This is a genomic window from Herbidospora daliensis (genome assembly GCF_001570585.1).
GTDB lineage: Bacteria > Actinomycetota > Actinomycetes > Streptosporangiales > Streptosporangiaceae > Herbidospora > Herbidospora daliensis.
The window spans coordinates 870,752-889,147 of the sequence record NZ_BBXF01000005.1 but is presented as its reverse complement, the minus strand read 5'-3'; the positions used below and the strand labels follow the sequence as shown (position 1 = coordinate 889,147).

General features: G+C 72.1%; 18 protein-coding genes and 1 riboswitch. Of the genes, 12 read left to right on the top strand and 6 right to left on the bottom strand.

The genetic code is table 11. The features are described from left to right. Nucleotide 1: 1 nt before the first annotated feature. From cobO to cobM, 5 genes are read left to right on the top strand one after another with little or no spacing between them, the layout of a single operon-like run. Complete coding sequence (cobO, locus tag AW274_RS27365; protein ID WP_062437507.1) at nt 2-592, top strand: cob(I)yrinic acid a,c-diamide adenosyltransferase; 591 nt, start codon at nt 2-4, stop codon at nt 590-592. Further along, nucleotides 586-1,887 (top strand): cobyrinic acid a,c-diamide synthase CobB, encoded by a 1,302-nt coding sequence (locus AW274_RS27360; protein WP_062437504.1) that lies wholly within the window; start codon nt 586-588, stop codon nt 1,885-1,887. The genes cobO and AW274_RS27360 overlap by 7 nt, the downstream gene beginning before the upstream one ends. Next, a complete protein-coding gene (locus AW274_RS27355; RefSeq protein ID WP_062437501.1) occupies nt 1,884-2,252 on the top strand; it encodes a PPOX class F420-dependent oxidoreductase in 369 nt (122 codons plus the stop codon). The genes AW274_RS27360 and AW274_RS27355 overlap by 4 nt, the downstream gene beginning before the upstream one ends. Next, nucleotides 2,245-3,405 carry a bifunctional cobalt-precorrin-7 (C(5))-methyltransferase/cobalt-precorrin-6B (C(15))-methyltransferase gene (locus tag AW274_RS27350; protein WP_062437498.1) on the top strand — a complete coding sequence of 387 codons (1,161 nt, stop codon included), beginning with the start codon at nt 2,245-2,247 and terminating at the stop codon, nt 3,403-3,405. The genes AW274_RS27355 and AW274_RS27350 overlap by 8 nt, the downstream gene beginning before the upstream one ends. Further along, nucleotides 3,402-4,139, top strand: coding sequence for a precorrin-4 C(11)-methyltransferase (gene cobM / locus AW274_RS27345; RefSeq protein WP_062437496.1), 738 nt, complete (start codon nt 3,402-3,404; stop codon nt 4,137-4,139). Before AW274_RS27350 ends, cobM begins: the two co-directional genes overlap by 4 nt. A gap of 7 nt (nt 4,140-4,146) precedes the next feature. On the opposite strand, the gene AW274_RS27340 is transcribed toward cobM, so the two are convergent. From AW274_RS27340 to AW274_RS27325, 4 genes are read right to left on the bottom strand one after another with little or no spacing between them, the layout of a single operon-like run. Beyond that, on the bottom strand, nt 4,147-4,869 hold the full coding sequence (locus AW274_RS27340; RefSeq protein ID WP_062437494.1) for a cobalt-precorrin-6A reductase: 723 nt from the start codon (nt 4,867-4,869) through the stop codon (nt 4,147-4,149). Next, nucleotides 4,866-6,350 (bottom strand): precorrin-2 C(20)-methyltransferase, encoded by a 1,485-nt coding sequence (locus AW274_RS27335; protein ID WP_062437491.1) that lies wholly within the window; start codon nt 6,348-6,350, stop codon nt 4,866-4,868. The genes AW274_RS27340 and AW274_RS27335 overlap by 4 nt, the downstream gene beginning before the upstream one ends. Then, the gene (locus AW274_RS27330; RefSeq protein ID WP_157520776.1) at nt 6,350-6,970 is read right to left on the bottom strand and encodes a precorrin-8X methylmutase; all 621 of its coding nucleotides are present in this window, start codon (nt 6,968-6,970) and stop codon (nt 6,350-6,352) included. The genes AW274_RS27335 and AW274_RS27330 overlap by 1 nt, the downstream gene beginning before the upstream one ends. Next, nucleotides 6,964-7,965, bottom strand: a complete 1,002-nt coding sequence (locus AW274_RS27325; protein WP_232320398.1) for a ferredoxin-like domain-containing protein — start codon at nt 7,963-7,965, stop codon at nt 6,964-6,966. The genes AW274_RS27330 and AW274_RS27325 overlap by 7 nt, the downstream gene beginning before the upstream one ends. Nucleotides 7,966-8,014: 49 nt before the next feature. Further along, nucleotides 8,015-8,180: riboswitch (cobalamin riboswitch) on the top strand. A gap of 33 nt (nt 8,181-8,213) precedes the next feature. Here AW274_RS27325 and AW274_RS27320 point away from each other — a divergent pair. After that, nucleotides 8,214-11,813 (top strand): cobaltochelatase subunit CobN, encoded by a 3,600-nt coding sequence (locus tag AW274_RS27320; protein WP_062437486.1) that lies wholly within the window; start codon nt 8,214-8,216, stop codon nt 11,811-11,813. On the opposite strand, the gene AW274_RS27315 is transcribed toward AW274_RS27320, so the two are convergent. Beyond that, nucleotides 11,803-12,690, bottom strand: coding sequence for a serine/threonine-protein kinase (locus AW274_RS27315; protein ID WP_063813611.1), 888 nt, complete (start codon nt 12,688-12,690; stop codon nt 11,803-11,805). The genes AW274_RS27320 and AW274_RS27315 overlap by 11 nt on opposite strands. A 156-nt stretch (nt 12,691-12,846) precedes the next feature. Further along, on the bottom strand, nt 12,847-13,251 hold the full coding sequence (locus AW274_RS27310; protein ID WP_062437484.1) for a hypothetical protein: 405 nt from the start codon (nt 13,249-13,251) through the stop codon (nt 12,847-12,849). Nucleotides 13,252-13,416: 165 nt separating this feature from the next. Between AW274_RS27310 and AW274_RS27305 the strand changes: the two genes are divergently transcribed. The 6 genes from AW274_RS27305 (at nt 13,417) to pafA (ending at nt 18,381) form a co-directional block, all read left to right on the top strand. Continuing rightward, nucleotides 13,417-13,626 carry a ubiquitin-like protein Pup gene (locus AW274_RS27305; protein WP_030452398.1) on the top strand — a complete coding sequence of 70 codons (210 nt, stop codon included), beginning with the start codon at nt 13,417-13,419 and terminating at the stop codon, nt 13,624-13,626. 210 nt (nt 13,627-13,836) lie between these two features. Beyond that, the gene (gene prcB, locus AW274_RS27300; RefSeq protein ID WP_062340245.1) at nt 13,837-14,652 is read left to right on the top strand and encodes a proteasome subunit beta; all 816 of its coding nucleotides are present in this window, start codon (nt 13,837-13,839) and stop codon (nt 14,650-14,652) included. Nucleotides 14,653-14,673: 21 nt separating this feature from the next. Then, entirely contained in the window at nt 14,674-15,465 is a 792-nt protein-coding gene (gene prcA / locus AW274_RS27295) for a proteasome subunit alpha (RefSeq protein ID WP_062437483.1), read from the top strand. Between the two features lie 99 nt (nt 15,466-15,564). After that, a complete protein-coding gene (locus tag AW274_RS27290) occupies nt 15,565-16,002 on the top strand; it encodes a hypothetical protein (protein ID WP_198169435.1) in 438 nt (145 codons plus the stop codon). 326 nt (nt 16,003-16,328) lie between these two features. Further along, nucleotides 16,329-16,952, top strand: a complete 624-nt coding sequence (locus AW274_RS27285) for a hypothetical protein (RefSeq protein ID WP_062437480.1) — start codon at nt 16,329-16,331, stop codon at nt 16,950-16,952. A gap of 70 nt (nt 16,953-17,022) precedes the next feature. Further along, a complete protein-coding gene (gene pafA, locus AW274_RS27280; protein ID WP_062437478.1) occupies nt 17,023-18,381 on the top strand; it encodes a Pup--protein ligase in 1,359 nt (452 codons plus the stop codon). Nucleotides 18,382-18,396: the final 15 nt, after the last annotated feature.

Sequence of the window (18,396 nt, the reverse complement as noted above, 5' to 3'; positions counted from 1 at the left end):
GATGCCGCAAGGTCAGCCGGAGAACGTCCCGAACGACGGCCTCACCACCCGCCAGCGCCGCACCCGGCCGCTGGTCGTCGTGCACACCGGGCCGGGCAAGGGGAAGTCGACGGCCGCGTTCGGCCTCGCGCTGCGGGCCTGGAACCAGGGATGGCCGATCGGGGTGTTCCAGTTCGTCAAGTCCGCGAAGTGGCGGGTGGGCGAGGAGGCCGCGCTGAAGGCGCTGGGCGAGATCGGGCCGCCGGTCGCCTGGCACAAGATGGGCGACGGCTGGTCGTGGATCCGCAAGTCCGACGACGACCACGCCGCCAACGCCCGTGAGGGCTGGGCGCAGATCAAGCGGGACCTCGCCGCCGAGACGTACCGGATGCTGGTCCTCGACGAGTTCACGTACCCCATCAAATGGGGGTGGATCCCCGTCGAGGACGTCATCGAGACCCTGCGTGGGCGGCCGGGCTCGCAGCACGTCGTCATCACCGGCCGCGACGCCCACCCCGACCTGGTCGCCTTCGCCGACCTCGTCACCGAGATGACCAAGGTCCGGCATCCGATGGACGCCGGGCAGAAGGGACAGAGGGGCATCGAATGGTAGCCCGGCTGGTCATCGCGGCGCCGTCGTCGGGAGCGGGCAAGACGACGATCGCGACCGGCCTGATGGCCGCCCTGGTGCGGGCCGGCCTGGCCGTCTCGCCGCACAAGGCGGGGCCCGACTACATCGACCCGGGCTACCACGCCCTGGCGACCGGACGCCCCGGCCGCAACCTCGACCCGTTCCTCACCAGCGAGGACCTCGTCGCGCCGCTGTTCCTGCACGGCGCGCGCGACGCCGACATCGCGGTCGTCGAGGGCGTCATGGGCCTGTTCGACGGCCTCCCGGACGGCTACGCCTCCACCGCCCACGTGGCCCGGCTGATCGACGCCCCGGTGGTCCTGGTCGTCGACGCCACCGGGCAGGGCCAGTCGGTCGCGGCGCTGGTGCACGGCTTCGCCGGGTTCGACACGCGGGTGCGGATCGGCGGCGTCATCCTCAACCGGGTGGGCTCCGACCGCCACGAGGAGGTGTGCCGGGCCGCGCTCGACCACAGCGGCGTGCCGGTCCTCGGCGTCGTCCGCCGCACGCCCGGCATCGAGACGCCCTCGCGCCACCTCGGCCTGATCCCGGTCGCCGAACGCCGCCGCGAGGCCGTGGAGGCGGTGGCCCGCCTCGGCGACCTGGTCACCGAGAGCTGCGACCTGCGGGCCCTGGTCGCGCTGGCCCACACCGCCCCGCAGTTGCCCGCCGAACCCTGGACGCCCGGCGTGGTCCCCGCCCCGCACACCCGGGTCGCCGTCGCGGGCGGGCCCGCGTTCACCTTCGGCTACGCCGAACAGGCCGAGCTGCTCGAAGCGGCCGGCGCGGAGGTGATCTCCTTCGACCCGCTGCGCGACGAACGGCTGCCCGACGGCACGAAGGGCCTGATCCTCCCCGGCGGCTTCCCCGAGATGCACGTCCACGAGCTCGCCGCCAACGAGCCGCTCAAGAAGGAGATCGCCGCCTTCGGCGGGCCGATCCTGGCCGAGTGCGGCGGGCTGCTCTACCTGGCCACGGAGCTCGACGGCCACCCCATGGTCGGCCGCATCGACGCCAAGTCGCAGATGTCGCCCCGGCTCACCCTCGGCTACCGCGACGCCGTCGTCACCGCCGACACCGTCATCGGCCGGACCGGGGAGCGGGTCAGAGGCCACGAGTTCCACCGGACCGTCACCGATCTGCCGGGTGAGCGGGTCTACCGCTGGCGCGGCGGCGCCGACGGGTACGCTGCCGGGCGGATCCTGGCGTCCTACCTGCACCTTCACTGGGCGGGCACGCCGGAGGCAGCGACCCGTTTCGTCAAGGAGTGCGGATGAGCTTCGAGGAGTTCTGGACCGAGCGGCACCTGTGCACGCTCACGACCCTGCGGGCCGACGGCACGCCCCACGTGGTGCCCGTCGGGGTGACCCTCGACGGCGACGTCGCCCGGGTCATCACCTACTCGACCTCGCAGAAGGTGCGCAACGTCCAAAACGGCGGCGGCCGCGTGGCGGTCTGCCAGGTCGACGGCGCACGCTGGTCGACCCTGGAGGGCGTCGCGACCGTCAACGACGACCCCGAGGCGGTCGCGCTGGCGGTGCGGCTCTACGCGGCCCGCTACCGCGAGCCGAAGCCCAACCCGCTGCGGGTCGTCATCGAGATCAAGATCACTCGTGAACTGGGGAACGTGCGGCGTGACTGACGTGGTGGTCGTCGGCATCGGGGCCGACGGCTGGCCGGGCCTGGGCGAGGCCGCCCGCGAGGCCGTGGTGAAGGCGGAGGTCGTCGCCGGGTCGGCGCGCCAGCTGGCCCTGCTGCCCGGCGTGCCGGGGGAGCTGCGGCCCTGGCCGTCCCCGCTGCTCCCGGCGCTGCGGGAACTGCTCGACGGCGGCCGGAGCGTCTGCGTGCTGGCCAGCGGCGACCCCATGCACCACGGCATCGGCGCGACCATCGCCCGCCTCGGCGTGCCCGGGGTGCGGGTGATCCCGCACCCGTCGTCGGTGTCGCTGGCGTGCGCGCGGCTCGGCTGGCCGGTCGAGTCGGTGACGGTCGTCAGCATGGTCGGCCGCCCGCTCGCCGCGGTCTTCGCGCCCGGCCGCCGCTTCATCGTGCTCAGCGAGGGGAGCGGCTCTCCCGCCGTCGTGGCCAGGGCCCTCGAAGCCGGGGGGTACGACCAGAGCGCCCTCACCGTCCTCGAACAGCTCGGCGGGCCGGGGGAGCGCGTCGGACCCCTGCGCGACGACGTCGACCCGCTGAACGTGGTGGCGGTGGAGTGCCGGTCGGCCGACCCGCTGCCGATCGTGCCCGGCCTGCCCGACGACGCCTACGACCACGACGGCCAGCTCACCAAACGTGAGGTCAGAGCCGTCGTGCTGGCCTTCCTCCAGCCGAACGGCCTGCTCTGGGACGTCGGCGGCGGCGCGGGCAGCATCGCGATCGAGTGGATGCGCGCCGACCGCGCCTGCCGCGCGGTGAGCGTCGAACGCGACCCGGTCAGGGCGGCCCGCATCGCGGGGAACGCCGCGAGGCTGGGCGTACCGGGACTGAAGGTCGTGACCGGAGCGGCCCCGCAGGCGCTCGCGGGCCTCGACGCACCCGACGCCGTCTTCATCGGCGGCGGCCTCACCGGCGAGGGGGTCCCGGAGACGTGCTGGGAGGCCCTCCGGCCGGGCGGGCGCCTGGTCGCGACGGCCGTCACCGTCGAGTCGGAGGCGGTCCTGGCCGCCTGGCACCGCGCGCACGGCGGCGACCTGACCCGCCTGTCCGTCAGCCGGGCCGCGCCGGTCGGCGGCTTCACCGGCTGGCGGCCCGCCATGCCCGTGACGATCTGGTCAGCGAGAAAGGACCTCACGTGATCCGCTTCGTCGGCGCCGGCCCCGGCGCGGCCGACCTCATCACCGTGCGCGGGCAGCGGGTGATCGAGACGTCGCCGGTCTGCCTGTACGCCGGCTCGCTCGTCCCCGCCGAACTCCTGGCCCGCTGCCCCGACGGCGCGCGGATCGTGGACACGGCGAACCTCAACCTCGACCAGATCCTCGCCGAGATGACCGCCGCCCACGAGCAGGGTCTCGACGTGGCCCGCCTGCACTCGGGCGACCCGTCGGTCTTCAGCGCGATGGCCGAGCAGATGCGGCGGCTCGACGCGGCCGGGGTGCCCTACGAGGTGGTTCCGGGGGTCCCCGCCTTCGCCGCCGCCGCGGCGTCGCTCAGACGCGAGCTGACGGTCCCCGGCGTGGCCCAGACGATCATCCTCACCCGCACCTCCGAACGCGCCACCCCGATGCCCGAGGGGGAGGACCTGACCACGCTGGGCCGCTCGACGGCGACGATGGTCCTGCACCTGGCCGTGCAGCGCATCGAACCGGTGACGGCGGAACTCGCGGAGACCTACGGCCCTGACTGCCCGGTAGCCGTGGTCGCCTACGCCTCCCGATCAGACGAAGTCATCATCCGGGGGACGCTGGGCGATATCTCGGACATGGTGCGTGCGGCGGGTGTGCGGCGGACGGCGGTCATCATCGTCGGCCGCGTCCTGACGGCGGCCCAGTTCCCCGACAGCCACCTCTACTCGGTGGCCCGCGCCCGCTGAGCCCGCCCTACGCCACCCCGCCGACCCAGTCGACCGCCTCGGTCACCGTCTCGACGTAGGGGACCTCCGGCGGGACCAGCGGACGGCGGACCATCACGACCGGGACGCCCAGCTCGCGGGCGGCCCGCAGTTTGGCGCGGGTCAGCTCGCCGCCGCTGTCCTTGCTCACCAGGGTGTCGATGTGGTGCTCCCGCATCAGGGCCAGCTCGCCTTCGAGGGTGTACGGCCCCCGCGAGAGCACGACCTCCATCGACACCGGGTCGTCGGGCGGATCGACCGAGCGGGCCAGGAACCACACGCCGGGAACGCCGTCGAAGACGGCCAGGCTGCGCCGCCCGGTGGTCAGGAACACCCGCGTGCCGGGCAGCGACCGGGCGGCCTCCTCCAGCGAGGAGACCCACCGCCAGTCGTCGCCGCGCTCCTGCGTCCAGCCCGGCCGCCGCAGGCCGAGCAGCGGGATGCCCGTCATGCCCGCCGCCTCGGCCGCCGCCTCGGACATCTTCGCGGCGAACGGATGGGTCGCGTCGACGACCACGTCGACCGGGTGCTCCCAGAGCCAGCGGGCCAGCCCGAGCGAGCCGCCGAACCCGCCGATCACGACCGCCCCCACCGGCAGGCGGGGCGACTTCACCCGGCCCGCCAGCGAGGTCACCACGACGTTCTCGGGATGCAGCCGGGCCGCCAGCTCTCGGGCCTCGGCGGTGCCGCCCAGGATGAAGACGCGTTTCATGCCGGGTAGCGGCGCGGGGTGAACACCACGCCGCCCGCCACGCGGGTGGTCGAGGAACCGATGATCAGCAGGCAGCGCATGTCCACCTCCGCCGGGTCGAGGTCGCCGAGGGTCGTCACCACGATTGTCTCCTGCGGGGTGCCCACCGCGCGCCCGACGACCACCGGCGTCTGCGCCGGGCGGTGTTCGAGCAGCAGGTCGCGGGCCACCCCGACCTGCCAGGTCCGGGTCTTGGACGCCGGATTGTAGATCGCCAGCACCAGGTCGGCCTCGGCCGCGGCGGTGATCCGCCGGGCGACCACGTCCCACGGCTTGAGCTGGTCGGACAGCGAGATCACGCAGTAGTCGTGGCCGAGCGGCGCGCCTACCCGGGCGGCCACCGCGTGCGCGGCCGTCAGCCCCGGCACGACCCTGACCGGCACGCCCGCGAACCGCTCCTGCGCGGCCGCTTCGAGCACCGCCGAGGCCATCGCGAACACGCCCGGGTCGCCCGACGACACCACCGCGACCCGCGACCCGGCCAGCGCCAGCGACAGGGCGTGCTCGGCCCGTTCGGCCTCGACCCGGTTGTCGGTGGCGTGCCGCTTCTGGCGCGGGTTCGGCGGCACGCGGTCGAGGTAGGGGCCGTAGCCGACCAGTTCGTCGGCGGTGGCCAGGGCGTCCTGCGCCTCGGGGGTCAGCCAGGGGCGTCCGGCGGGGCCGAGGCCGACCACGGCCACCTCGCCGGGCCCGTCGTGGCGCGGGTGCTCCGGCAGCGGGAGCGGGGCGCCGACCGGGGAGGGCAGGAGCGCCAGGGAGAAGTAGGGCACCGAGTCGGGGTCGACGTCGCGCAGCGGCGCGAGGCGCTGGGCGCCGGTGGTGGCGCGTTCGACGTACCAGGCGTCGTCGAGGCGGCCGGCCTCCTCCAGGGCGGCGCGGACCTTGGCGAACGTCCGGCCCAGCTTCATGATCGCGACCGGGCCGTCGCCGATCCGGGCGGCCAGTTCCTCGGCCGGCAGGGTGCCGGGCAGCACGGTCAGCGTCTCGTCGCGCTCGACCAGGGGGCGGCCCAGCGCCGCCGCCGCGCCGCTGATCGAGGTGACGCCCGGCACGACCTCGGTCGGGTAACTCCCGGCCAGGCGCTTGTGCATGTGCATGTACGAGCCGTAGAAGAGCGGGTCGCCCTCGCAGAGCACCACCACGTCGCGGCCCGCGTCGAGGTGGGCGGCCAGGCGGGCGGCGCAGGAGGCGTAGAACTCGTCGAGGGCGCCCTGGTAGCCGCCCGGGTGGTCGGTCGTCTCCGTCGTCACCGGGTAGACGAGCGCCTCCTCGATCTGGCCCTCGCGCAGGTAGGGGGCGGCGACCGAGCGGGCGATGCTGCGGCCGTGCCGGGCGCTGTGGTAGGCGATCACCCCCGCCTCGCCGAGCAGCCGGGCCGCCTTCACGGTCACCAGTTCGGGGTCGCCGGGGCCGAGGCCCACGCCATAGAGCGTTCCGGTCATCATTCCTCGTCACTGGCGATGGCGTTCAGGGCCGCCGCCGTCATCGCGCTGCCGCCTCGGCGGCCGCGTACCACCAGAAACTCCAGGTCGGACGCGGCCAGCGCGTCCTTCGACTCGGCCGCGCCGATGAAGCCCACCGGGACGCCGATCACCGCCGCCGGCCGGGGCGCCCCCTCGGCGACCATCTCCAGCAGCCGGAACAGCGCCGTCGGCGCGTTCCCGACCGCGACCACCGCGCCGCCCATGCGCTCGCGCCACAACTCCAGCGCCGCCGCGCTGCGGGTGGTCCCGAGCTGCGCCGCCAGCGCCGGGACCCGCGGGTCGGCGAGGGTGCACAGCACCTCGTTCCCGGACGGCAACCGCTTCCGCGTCACCCCCGCCGCGACCATCGTGGCGTCGCAGAGGATGGGCGCGCCCGCGTCGAGGGCCTTCCTGGCCGCCGCGACGACCCCGGGGGACCAAGCCAGGTCGCCGGGCAGGTCGGTCATGCCGCAGGCGTGGATCATGCGGACCGCGACCCGCGCCACGTCGGGCGGCAGGGCCGACAGGTCGGCCTCGGCGCGGATGGTGGCGAAGGACTGGCGGTAGATCTCCGCGCCGTCCTTGATGTAGGTCACGATGCACTCCGCTGGTAGCCGGAAGGGGTGGCGATCAGGTCGACGACCTCGCCCCGGGGCCGTCCGCACCGCCGCGCGCAGCCGGACCAGTGGACGGGGGAGCCGATGGGGCGCGCGTCCGCCTGGACGTCGCTCAGCGACTTCGCGCAGCCGGGGGAGCCGGTGCAGGCGGTGACCTGCAGCCAGGGGCTCTCGGGGTCGGTGATCAGCCCCTCGGGCAGCCGCGTGCCCTTCGGGACCAGCACGGTGCGCCACGGGGTGATCCGCAGCCACGCCGCCTCCGCCAGCACCCTCGCCTGCGCGGCGGTCAGCCGGCCCAGGGGGACCAGCGCGCCGGTCGCGTCGCCGAAATCGCCGACGTAGCCGCTGGTGCGGGGCTTGGGGAGGTCGGCCGGAACACCCGGGAAGGCGCCTTCGGGGATGCGCCAGGCGCCGTCGGAGAGGCTCAGGAAGGTCTGTGCCACGTGGACCGCTTCGTGGATCGCCTCGGCGGGCGGGAGCCGTAACTCGAGGTCGGTGGTGCCCGCGACGACGGCGAAGCGGTCGCCGCGGGCGATCAGCAGCACGTCGGCGCCGAGACCCGCCACGTCTCCCGACCCGTCGTCGACCGCGAACAGGAACCGCCCGGACAGGCCGGCCAGTTCGGGGGCCGCGCAGATCGCCTCGTCCAGGGCCCGGACCACGCCGCGGAACGCGGCGGAACCGTCCAGCGGCGAGGCGACAATGTTGCGCACCCGCTCGTGCGACGGCGAGGGCAGCAGCCCGGCCGCCGCGACCGCCGCCGCGAACCCGGCCGGCTCCTTGACCCCTCTGACCTGGACGTTCGCCCGCGACGTCAGCTCCAGCACACCTCCGCCGGCCTCGGCGAGCACGCCCAGCTGGGCCCCCGTCAGGTCGCCCCCGGGCAGCCGGACCCGGGCCAGCGGCCCGTCGGCGGCGGGGTGGACCTGCAACGCGCCGGGGCAGACGTCGCGCGAGGATTGTCCGGTAATGGCCACGTCGAGGATGGTAAAGCCCACCGTGGGTCTTGCAAGCCGGGGGAGTCCCGTAGTCTCATCGGGCGACGGCACAAACGAGGAAGCCGGTGTGAATCCGGCGCGGTCCCGCCACTGTCACCGGGGAGCGAACCCCACCGACGGCCACTGTCACAGGGAAGGCCGGGGTGAGCCCTGATCCGGGAGCCAGGAGACTCGGCCGTCACCTGGACAAACGACCCGGGGCGCGGACCCCGAGGGAGGGCTTCGCCATGATCGTTTTGCTGTCCACGTCGGACACCGACCTGCTGAGCGCCCGCGCGAGCGGCGCGCCCTACCGGCTGGCGAACCCCTCCCGGACCCCCGACCCGGCCGCGTTACTCGACGACGCCGACGTGATCGTGGTCCGCCTCCTGGGTGGCCGCCGCGCCTACGAGGAGGGCCTCGACGCCCTGCTGGCCAGCGGGAAGCCGGTCGTGGTGCTGGGCGGAGAGCAGGCCCCCGACGCCGAACTGATGGAACTCTCCACGGTCCCGAGCGGCGTCTGCGCCGAGGCGCACGCCTACCTCGCCCACGGCGGCCCGGCCAACCTCACCGAGCTGCACCACTTCCTCAGCGACACCCTGCTCCTGACGGGCCACGGCTTCGCACCCCCGGCGGCGCTCCCCTCGTGGGGCCTCGGCGAAGCGGCGGGAGGGGCCGTGACCACGCCGACACCGTCCGAGTCGCCGGAAACCGTGAGCGCCGGCGGGGCAGGCGAGGGCCATCCGGACAGCGCTCCGCGCGGTCCGGAAATTTCGGGACATGCGACGCCGGTCGTCGGGATCCTCTATTACCGGGCCCACCACGTCGCCGGCAACACCGCTTTCATCCAGACGTTGTCCGAAGCCATTCTGGACAAAGGCGCAAGCCCGCTCCCCGTCTACTGCGCCTCGCTGCGGACCGCCGAGCCCGGCCTGATCGACACCCTGCGCGCGTGCGACGCCCTGATCGTGACCGTCCTGGCCGCCGGCGGCACCCGGCCCGCCACCGCGCAGGCGGGCGGCGAGGACGAGGCGTGGGACGTCGGCGCGCTCGCCGACCTCGACATCCCGATCCTCCAGGGGCTCTGCCTCACCACCGACCGGGCCACCTGGGAGGACGCCGACGACGGCCTGTCCCCGCTCGACGCCGCCTCCCAGATCGCCATCCCCGAGTTCGACGGCCGCATCATCACGGTCCCCTTCTCGTTCAAGGAGATCGACCCCGACGGGCTCACCGTCTACGCCGCCGACCCCGAACGCGCCGCCCGCGTGGCCGGGATCGCGGTCCGGCACGCCCGCCTGCGCCACATCCCCGTCGCCGAGCGCCGCGTGGCGATCATGTTGTCGGCCTACCCGACCAAGCACTCCCGCATCGGCAACGCCGTCGGCCTCGACACCCCGCGCAGCGTGGTCCGGCTGCTGAAGGCCATGGGCGAGGCCGGATACGCCGTCGGCGACTTCCCCGGCGTGGCCGCCCAGGACGGCGACGCCCTGATCCACGCCCTGATCGCGGCCGGCGGCCAGGACCCCGACTGGCTCACCGACGAGCAGCTCGCCGGCAACCCGGTCCGCATCCACAAGGACGACTACCGCGCCCACTTCGACACCCTCCCCGCCGACCTGCGCGAGGCGATGGAACACCACTGGGGCCCGGCCCCCGGCGAGCTGTTCGTCGACGGCGACGACATCGTCCTGGCCGCCCTCCAGGACGGCAACCTGGTCGTCATGGTCCAGCCGCCGCGCGGCTTCGGCGAGAACCCCATCGCCATCTACCACGACCCCGACCTGCCGCCGAGCCACCACTTCCTGGCCGCATACCACTGGCTCTCGACCCGGTACGACGCCGTCGTCCACGTCGGCAAACACGGCAACCTCGAATGGCTGCCCGGCAAGTCGGCCGGCCTGTCGGCCGCCTGCGGCCCCGACGCCGCCCTCGGCGACCTCCCGCTGATCTACCCGTTCCTGGTGAACGACCCGGGCGAGGGCACCCAGGCCAAACGCCGCGCCCACGCCACCCTGGTCGACCACCTGGTGCCGCCGATGGCCCGCGCCGACACCTACGGCGACATGGCCCGCCTGGAGCAGCTCCTCGACGAGCACGCCTCCATCGCGGCCATGGACCCGGCCAAGCTGCCCGCCGTCCGCGCCCAGATCTGGACGCTCATCCAGGCCGCCCGCCTCGACCACGACCTGGGCCTGGACGACCGCCCCCACGACGCCGAGTTCGACGACTTCCTGCTGCACGTCGACGGCTGGCTCTGCGAGGTCAAGGACGTCCAGATCCGCGACGGCCTGCACGTCCTGGGCCAGGCCCCCACCGGCGAGGCCCGCGTCGACCTGGTGCTGGCGATCCTGCGCGCCCGCCAGATGTGGGCCGGCGACCAGGCCCTCCCCGGCCTGCGCGAGGCCCTCGGCCTGACCGAGCACGGCGACGCCCGCGCCGACGTCGACGAGGTGGAGGCCAGGGCCCGCGAGCTGGTCGCGGCCATGGAGGCGGCCGGCTGGGACCCCGCCGCGGTGACCGAAGAGGGCGCGGTCGGCGAGATCCTGCGGTTCGCCGCCACCGAGATCGTGCCCCGCCTCGACGGCACCGCCGACGAGCTCACCAACGTCCTGCACGCCCTCGACGGCGGCTACATCCCGGCCGGGCCCAGCGGTTCGCCGCTGCGCGGCCTGGTGAACGTGCTGCCGACCGGCCGCAACTTCTACTCCGTCGACCCCAAGGCGGTGCCCAGCCGCCTGGCCTGGGAGACCGGCCAAGCGATGGCCGAGTCGCTGGTCGAGCGCTACCGGGCCGACACGGGGGAGTGGCCCCGCTCGGTCGGCCTGTCGATCTGGGGCACCAGCGCCATGCGCACCTCGGGCGACGACGTCGCCGAGGTCCTCGCCCTGCTGGGCGTGCGCCCGGTCTGGGACGACGCCTCCCGCCGCGTCACCGGCCTGGAGATCGTGCCCGCCGCCGAACTGGGCCGCCCCCGGGTGGACGTCACCGTCCGCATCAGCGGCTTCTTCCGCGACGCCTTCCCCCACGTGGTGGCCCTGATGGACGACGCGGTCAAGCTCGTCGCCGAGCTGGCGGAGGACGGCAACTACGTACGCGACCACGTCGCGGCCGACGGCTCGACCCTGCGCATCTTCGGCTCGGCTCCGGGCGCGTACGGGGCCGGGCTGCTGCCGCTGATCGACAGCCGGAACTGGCGCGACGACCGCGACCTCGCCGAGGTCTACGCCGTGTGGGGCGGCTTCGCCTACGGCCGGGGCGTCGACGGGGTGCCGGCGCGGGAGGCGATGGAGGCGGCGTACAAGAGGATCAACATCGCGGCCAAGAACGTCGACACCCGCGAGCACGACATCGCCGACTCCGACGACTACTTCCAGTACCACGGCGGCATGATCGCCACCGTGCGCGCCCTGACCGGACGCGACCCGAAGGCCTACATCGGCGACTCGACCCGCCCCGACGCGGTGCGCACCCGCAGCCTCACCGAGGAGACCAGCCGCATCTTCCGCGCCCGGGTGGTCAACCCGCGCTGGCTGGCCGCCATGCGCCGCCACGGCTACAAGGGCGCCTTCGAACTGGCCGCCACCGTCGACTACCTGTTCGGCTACGACGCCACCACGGGCGTGGTCGCCGACTGGATGTACGACAAGATCGCCGCCACCTACGTGCTGGACGAGGAGAACCGCAAGTTCCTCAGCGAGTCGAACCCCTGGGCCCTGCACGGCATCGCCGAACGGCTGCTCGAAGCGGCCGGGCGCGGCATGTGGGCCGAGCCCGACCCCGAGATCATGGCCGCCCTCCAGCAGGCGTTCCTGGACACCGAGGGCGACCTGGAAGCTACATCGTGAAGGCGTCGGGCGGCAGGTAGTCGGCCCGCCGCCCCGGCGTCGCCGCCGCGATGCCCTCACGGTGTAACAGGCCCGCCAGCAGCAACGACACCTCTTTGCCGGGCAGCCGGTCGCGGGCCTGCCGGCGCAGCAGCCCGTTGAGGACGGGCACCAGCGCGCCCGCCTTCGAGGGCGGATCGGGGTCGCGGGTGGTGGCCAGGCCGAGCACCGACATGGCCGTGCCGAGGAACGGCGGCCGCCCCTCGACCGCGGTGTAGATCGTCGCGCCCAGCGACCACAGGTCGGCCGCCGGGGTGGCCGGGCCGCCGCTCATCCGCTCGGGCGCGATGAAGTCGACCGTACGGGTGACCGGCACGGTCGTCGGGGCCGCCGCCTCGTGCTCGAGGGCGGCGATGCCGAAGTCGGTCAGCACCACCCGGTCGCCGGTCAGCAGCACGTTGGCCGGCTTGATGTCGCCGTGGACGACCCCGGCGTCGTGGGCGTGCCGCACGCCGGCCAGGAGCTGGTAGCCGATCCACGCCGACCAGTGGACCGGCAGCGAGCCCAGGTGCTCGATGGTCTGTTTGAGGGTCAGCCCTTCGAGGAATTCGGTCACGATGTAGAGGCGGCCGTTCTCCTCCAGCAGGTCGTGGACCGTGATGATGGCCGGGTGGCTGAGCCGGGCGGCCGACCGGGCCTCGTTGAGCGCCTTGCGCCGGGCCAGCTCCATGTCGGGCCGGTCGGTGCGGTAGGGCGGCTGGACTTCCTTGATCGCGACGTCGCGCTTCAGCAGCAGGTCGTGGGCCTGCCACATGATGCCCGAGCCGTCGCGGCGGATCGGGATGGTGAGCTGGTAGCGGGCCCCCAGCAGCCGCTGCTTCGGGCGCTCGGGTCTCACGGGCGGACCGGGCGTGCCCGACGTGGAGCTCCCATGGTGAGCCTGCGCCGTGTGCTTACCGATCTGAACCGACCACCTGTCTGACCCGAATCCGAGCTCCCCATGCGCTCTATATTCTGGTGGGCCGACGGCGGTTTCGCTCCCTATCCGGGAGATCTAGAGCAACCCGATTCCCAGGATGATCGTACCCGCGGCCAGCGAGACCCCGCCCAGACCCGTGAGCCAGATCAGCCGGTTGGGGCGCGTGTCGCTCGGCCGTACGACCGACAGGAAGAACCCCAGCGGCATCAGGACCGGCGCGGCCACGATGAGCCACTGCGCCAGCGACCGGAATCCGGGGGAGAGGTCGGCCTGGTCGAGATAGATCAGAGCGACCAGGGAGAAGAGCACGAGCACCCCGGCGTGGGCGTGTCCGGCACGCCACAGTCCCCGTCTGACTGGATTGTCCAGATATCCGGGTATACGTCCGAGTATGTGAGCGAGCAGACTGGCCCCACCGAAGGCGACGCCGGGCACGGTGATCAGCAGGATCCCGGCGGTGGTAAGGGTGGAGGGAGACATTCGAGCGCACCCCGTTTCGATTGGATAGCGGTACTGTCCGATGATTATTGGATAGTCGGGCTATCCGGTCAACCCGTTTGAAGATCGCATGGCGATTCAGGCGAGTTGTCGGTCGGTTCGGGGAAGATATGAAGCAGACACGTCCCCCGAGTGGAGGTATCACCGATGGCGAGCAGGGACACCGGCGGTCAGAAGCAGACGGGCCGGCAGGAGACCGAGACCGAGCAGGTCGAGGAGCAGTCGGGCAGCGACGTCCAGGAGCGCCACGAGAAGCTCAGCGACGACGTCGACTCGATCCTCGACGAGATCGACGAGGTCCTCGAGGAGAACGCCGAGGAGTTCGTCCGGTCCTACGTGCAGAAGGGCGGCGAGTAAAGGGGCCAACGCCCACCTCGCCACGCCCCTCGTCGCGGTCGCGGAACCCTCCGCCGGCCGCGACGAGTCGTTTCCGCCGAAAATTACCGATCATGAACCCGGTTCGCGGTCAGCTGATCGGGAAGAGTGCAACCAGCGCTGTCACATGAGTAGGGTCGGCGTAAACAACACGACCTAGGAGGGAGTCGCGTGGCATCTCAGCAGGCCTGGATGAACAACCTCTTCACCAATACGGGTTCCTCGTCCTTCACGGAGTTCCTGCGTGGCTACGCCCCGGACATGCTCCCGGGCAACCGCGACGCGCTGCCCGCCCCCGTCGGCGAGCAGATCCCCCACGCGACCACGATCGTGGCGATCACCTGCGCGGGCGGCGTGGTGATGGCCGGCGACCGGCGCGCCACCTCGGGCAACATGATCTCCAACCGCGACATGGAGAAGGTCTTCCGGACCGACGAGTACTCCTGCATGGGCATCGCCGGCACCGCCTCGACCGGCATCGAGATGGCCCGCCTCTACCAGGTCGAGCTCGAGCACTACGAGAAGCTCGAAGGCCGGTCGCTCTCGACCGAGGGCAAGGCCAACCGCCTGGCGACCATGGTGCGCGGCAACCTCGGCGCGGCCATGCAGGGCCTGGTCGTCGTCCCGATCTTCGCGGCCTACGACGAGCGGATCGGCGGCGGCCGCATCTTCGGGTACGACGTCGGCGGCGGCCCCTACGAACACCAGCTCTACCACTCGATCGGCTCCGGTTCGATCTTCGCGCGCGGCTCGCTGAAGAAGCTCTACCGCGAGAACGCCGCGCCCGACGAGGCCGTGCTGACCGTCCTTCAGGCGCTCTACGACGCCGCCGACGACGACTCGGCGACGGGCGGTCCCGACGTGACCCGCAAGATCTGGCCGGTCGTGGCGGTCATCACCGACGAGGGCTTCCGCCGTCTCCCCGACGAGGAGGTCACCGCCGCCGTCGAGACGCTGCTGGCCGGCCGGATGATCGATCCCGACGGGCCGACCGCCCCGCTGCGCTAGAAAGGAACCCCACAGGTGTCCATGCCGTTCCCTTACGCGTCGCCTGAACAGATCATGCGCGACCGCGCGGAATACGCGCGGAAGGGCATCGCCCGAGGCCGCAGCGTGGTCGTGGTCCAGTACGCCGACGGCATCCTGCTGGTGGCCCCGAACCCGTCCAAGGCGCTGCACAAGATCAGCGAGATCTACGACCGCATCGGCTTCGCCGCCGTCGGCCGCTACAACGAGTTCGAGACCCTCCGCCAGGCCGGCATCCGCTACGCCGACGTCAACGGCTACAACTACAACCGCAAGGACGTCACCGCCCGCGCGCTCGCCAACGTCTACGCCAGCCAGCTCGGCATGATCTTCACCGACTCGATCAAGGCCCTCGAGGTCGAGATCGTCGTCGCCGAGGTCGGCGAGTCGGCCGACCAAGACCAGATCTACCGCCTCACCTTCGACGGCTCGGTCTTCGACGAGCAGGGCATGGCCGTCATCGGCGGCCAGTCCGACACGGTCGCGACCCGCCTGAAGGAGCGCTACCGTCCGGGCGCGCCCTTGGCCGAGGCCCTCGACGCCGCCCTGACCGCGCTGACCGAACCGGGCGGCGAACGCCCCTCGGCCGCCCAGCTCGAGGTGGCGGTCCTCGACCGCAACCGCGAACACCGCAAGTTCCTGCGCCTCAGCGGCCCCCGCCTGGAGCGCCTCCTCACGCCCGCCACACCCGCCGCCCCCGAGACCCCGGCCGCCCCCGCAGCCGAAGGCGGCCCGAAGCCCCCGCCCACGGCCCCCGAGGGCGACATCGACACGGGCTCCGAACCACCGCTGTAGCCCCACCCGAAGACCCGTGAACGGGCCCGCCCCGCCGTATATCGGCGGGGCGCCCCCGTTTCCGGGCACGCCGCCACCGCGAATGAGGAGCTCGCCCGCATGGAAGCGGCCGGACCGATGACCGACGAGGAACTCGCCGCGATCGAGGACCTGGTCGACGCCACGACCCCCGGCCCCTGGTATGTGCGGCTACTCGACGATGACTGGGCCATGAACCTGGTCGCGGTCAGCACCACCCCCGACACCCAGCTCGGTGAACGCTGGCCTGACTTCGACCACCACGAGATCGTGGCCGGCACCCTCATCCAGCAACCCCGCTACGTCGACGTCGCCGACGGCCGCTGGGACGAGAACGCCCGCTTCATCGCCGAGGCCCGGCAGCACGTCCCCCGCCTGATCGCCGAAGTCCGGCGCCTGCGCCGCCTCCTCGCCGAAGCAGGTGACGACCACACAGAGTCCGAAGCAGGTCCCGATCCCGTGCATTTCGCAGCAGGTCACGGCCCAGCGGAGTCCGAAGCAGATCACGACCACGCCTAGTTCGAGGCTGGTCACGACCACGCGGAGTCCGAAGCAGATCACAGACCCGCGGAGCCCAAGGCGGATCACGGCTCCGCAGAACCCAAGGCAGATCACGGCTCCGCAGAGCTCGCCGCGTCACCAGTTTGCGGTCGGACTCCTGAATAGGTGAAGCCGCAGGTGTTGTCGCTGGCCCCGTGTGTGGCCCGACCCGGTCGGGTGGCCGGCCAGGCGGAGCCGTAACGGAAAAGGTTCTTCACCACGGACGGTGCCGAGGATTTTTCGGGTTCCACCATAAACACCAACTTGCGCGGACTTAACACGGGTTTCGCTAGGCTCGTCCCGCTATGACGATCACATTCCGGCGGGCCCTGCTGGCCCTGGCCGTCCTCCCGCTTGCCGCCTGTTCCGCTCCGGCCGAGACGGCGGCCCCCGCTCCCACGGTCACCGCGACGGTCACCGAGACCGTCACGCCCCCGGCGCCGCAGCCGAGCGAGACGGTCGCCGAGCCCACGGAGAGCGCCGCGCCGACCCAGACGCCCCAGGTGAGCGCCGACGTCGACAAGGAGGACCCGATCTCGGGGAGGGTCCCGAAGATCAAGTCGGCCAAGTTCCAGTACGACGAGGGCCACGACTTCAACCAGATGTCCCCGAGCGCCGACGGCGTGCTGCGCGGGCGGATCGTCTCGCTTGAGGGCGACGAGGCGCGTTACGTCCCGGTCCGGTACGCGAGCGGGGACTTCGTCGGGCCCGAGGGCGGCATGACCTACGCCGCCCCGATCGCCTCCGACGTGGTGTTCCTCAGCGCGGTCGGCTGCAAGGGGAACGACCAGACGATCAACTCCGCCGCCCTCGGCACCGAGAAGTGCCCGCGCGAGCGGCTGCTGGAGCTCGCCGCCCAGGGAGAGCCCACCTCGCTCATCACCGTGAAGAGTGGCCAGATCGTGAAGGTCGTCGAGATCTATTACTGAGGTTCGCGGGGAATGTAGACGACCATGAGTTTCCTACCGCACACGACGGATCTGGGAATAGGGTGAGGTGATGGATCGTCGCATCTTCGGGCTGGAGAACGAGTACGGCGTCACCTGCACGTTCCGGGGTCAGCGCAGGCTGTCCCCCGACGAGGTGGCCCGCTACCTGTTCCGGCGAGTGGTGTCCTGGGGCCGATCGAGCAACGTCTTCCTCCGCAACGGCGCCCGTCTCTACCTCGACGTCGGCAGCCATCCTGAGTACGCCACCCCTGAATGCGACAACGTCGTGGAGCTGGTCACCCATGACAAGGCGGGCGAGCGCATTCTCGAAGGGCTGCTCGTCGACGCCGAGAAGCGCCTCCGCGAGGAGGGCATCGCCGGCGACATCTACCTCTTCAAGAACAACACCGACTCGGCCGGCAACTCCTACGGCTGCCACGAGAACTACCTCGTCGGCCGGCACGGCGAGTTCGGCCGCCTGGCCGACGTCCTGATCCCCTACCTGGTCACCCGGCAGATCATCTGCGGGGCCGGCAAGGTGCTGCAGACCCCGCGCGGCGCCGTCTACTGCGTCTCCCAGCGCGCCGAGCACATCTGGGAGGGCGTGTCGTCGGCGACGACGCGCAGCCGTCCCATCATCAACACCCGCGACGAACCCCACGCCGACGCCGAGCGTTTCCGCCGGCTCCACGTCATCGTGGGCGACTCCAACATGAGCGAGACCACCATGCTGCTCAAGGTCGGCGCCACCGACCTGGTGCTGCGCATGATCGAGGCGGGCGTGGTGATGCGCGACCTGTCGCTGGAGAACCCGATCAGGGCGATCCGCGAGGTCTCCCACGACATGACCGGCCGCCGCCGGGTGCGGCTGGCCAACGGCCGCGAGGCGTCCTCGCTGGAGATCCAGCAGGAGTACCTCGGCAAGGCGAAGGACTTCGTCGACCGCCGCGGCGGCGACGAGATCAGCAAGCGGGTGCTGGAACTCTGGGAGCGCACCCTGCGCGCCGTGGAGACCGGCGACCTCGACCTGGTCTCGCGGGAGATCGACTGGGTCACGAAATACCAGCTGATTGAACGTTACAGAAAGAAGTACGACCTCCCGCTCTCCTCGCCGCGGGTGGCCCAGCTCGATCTGGCCTACCACGACGTGCACCGCAAGCGCGGGCTGTTCTACCTGCTGCAGAAGCGGGGGTCGGTCGAGCGGGTCGCGTCCGACATCAAGATCTTCGAGGCGAAGTCGGTCCCGCCGCAGACCACGCGGGCCCGGTTGCGCGGCGAGTTCATCCGCAAGGCCCAGGAGAAGCGGCGCGACTTCACCGTCGACTGGGTGCACCTGAAGCTCAACGACCAGGCGCAGCGGACCGTTCTCTGCAAAGACCCATTCCGAAGTGTTGACGAACGGGTCGACAAGCTGATCGCGGGAATGTGATCTCCTTACGACGGG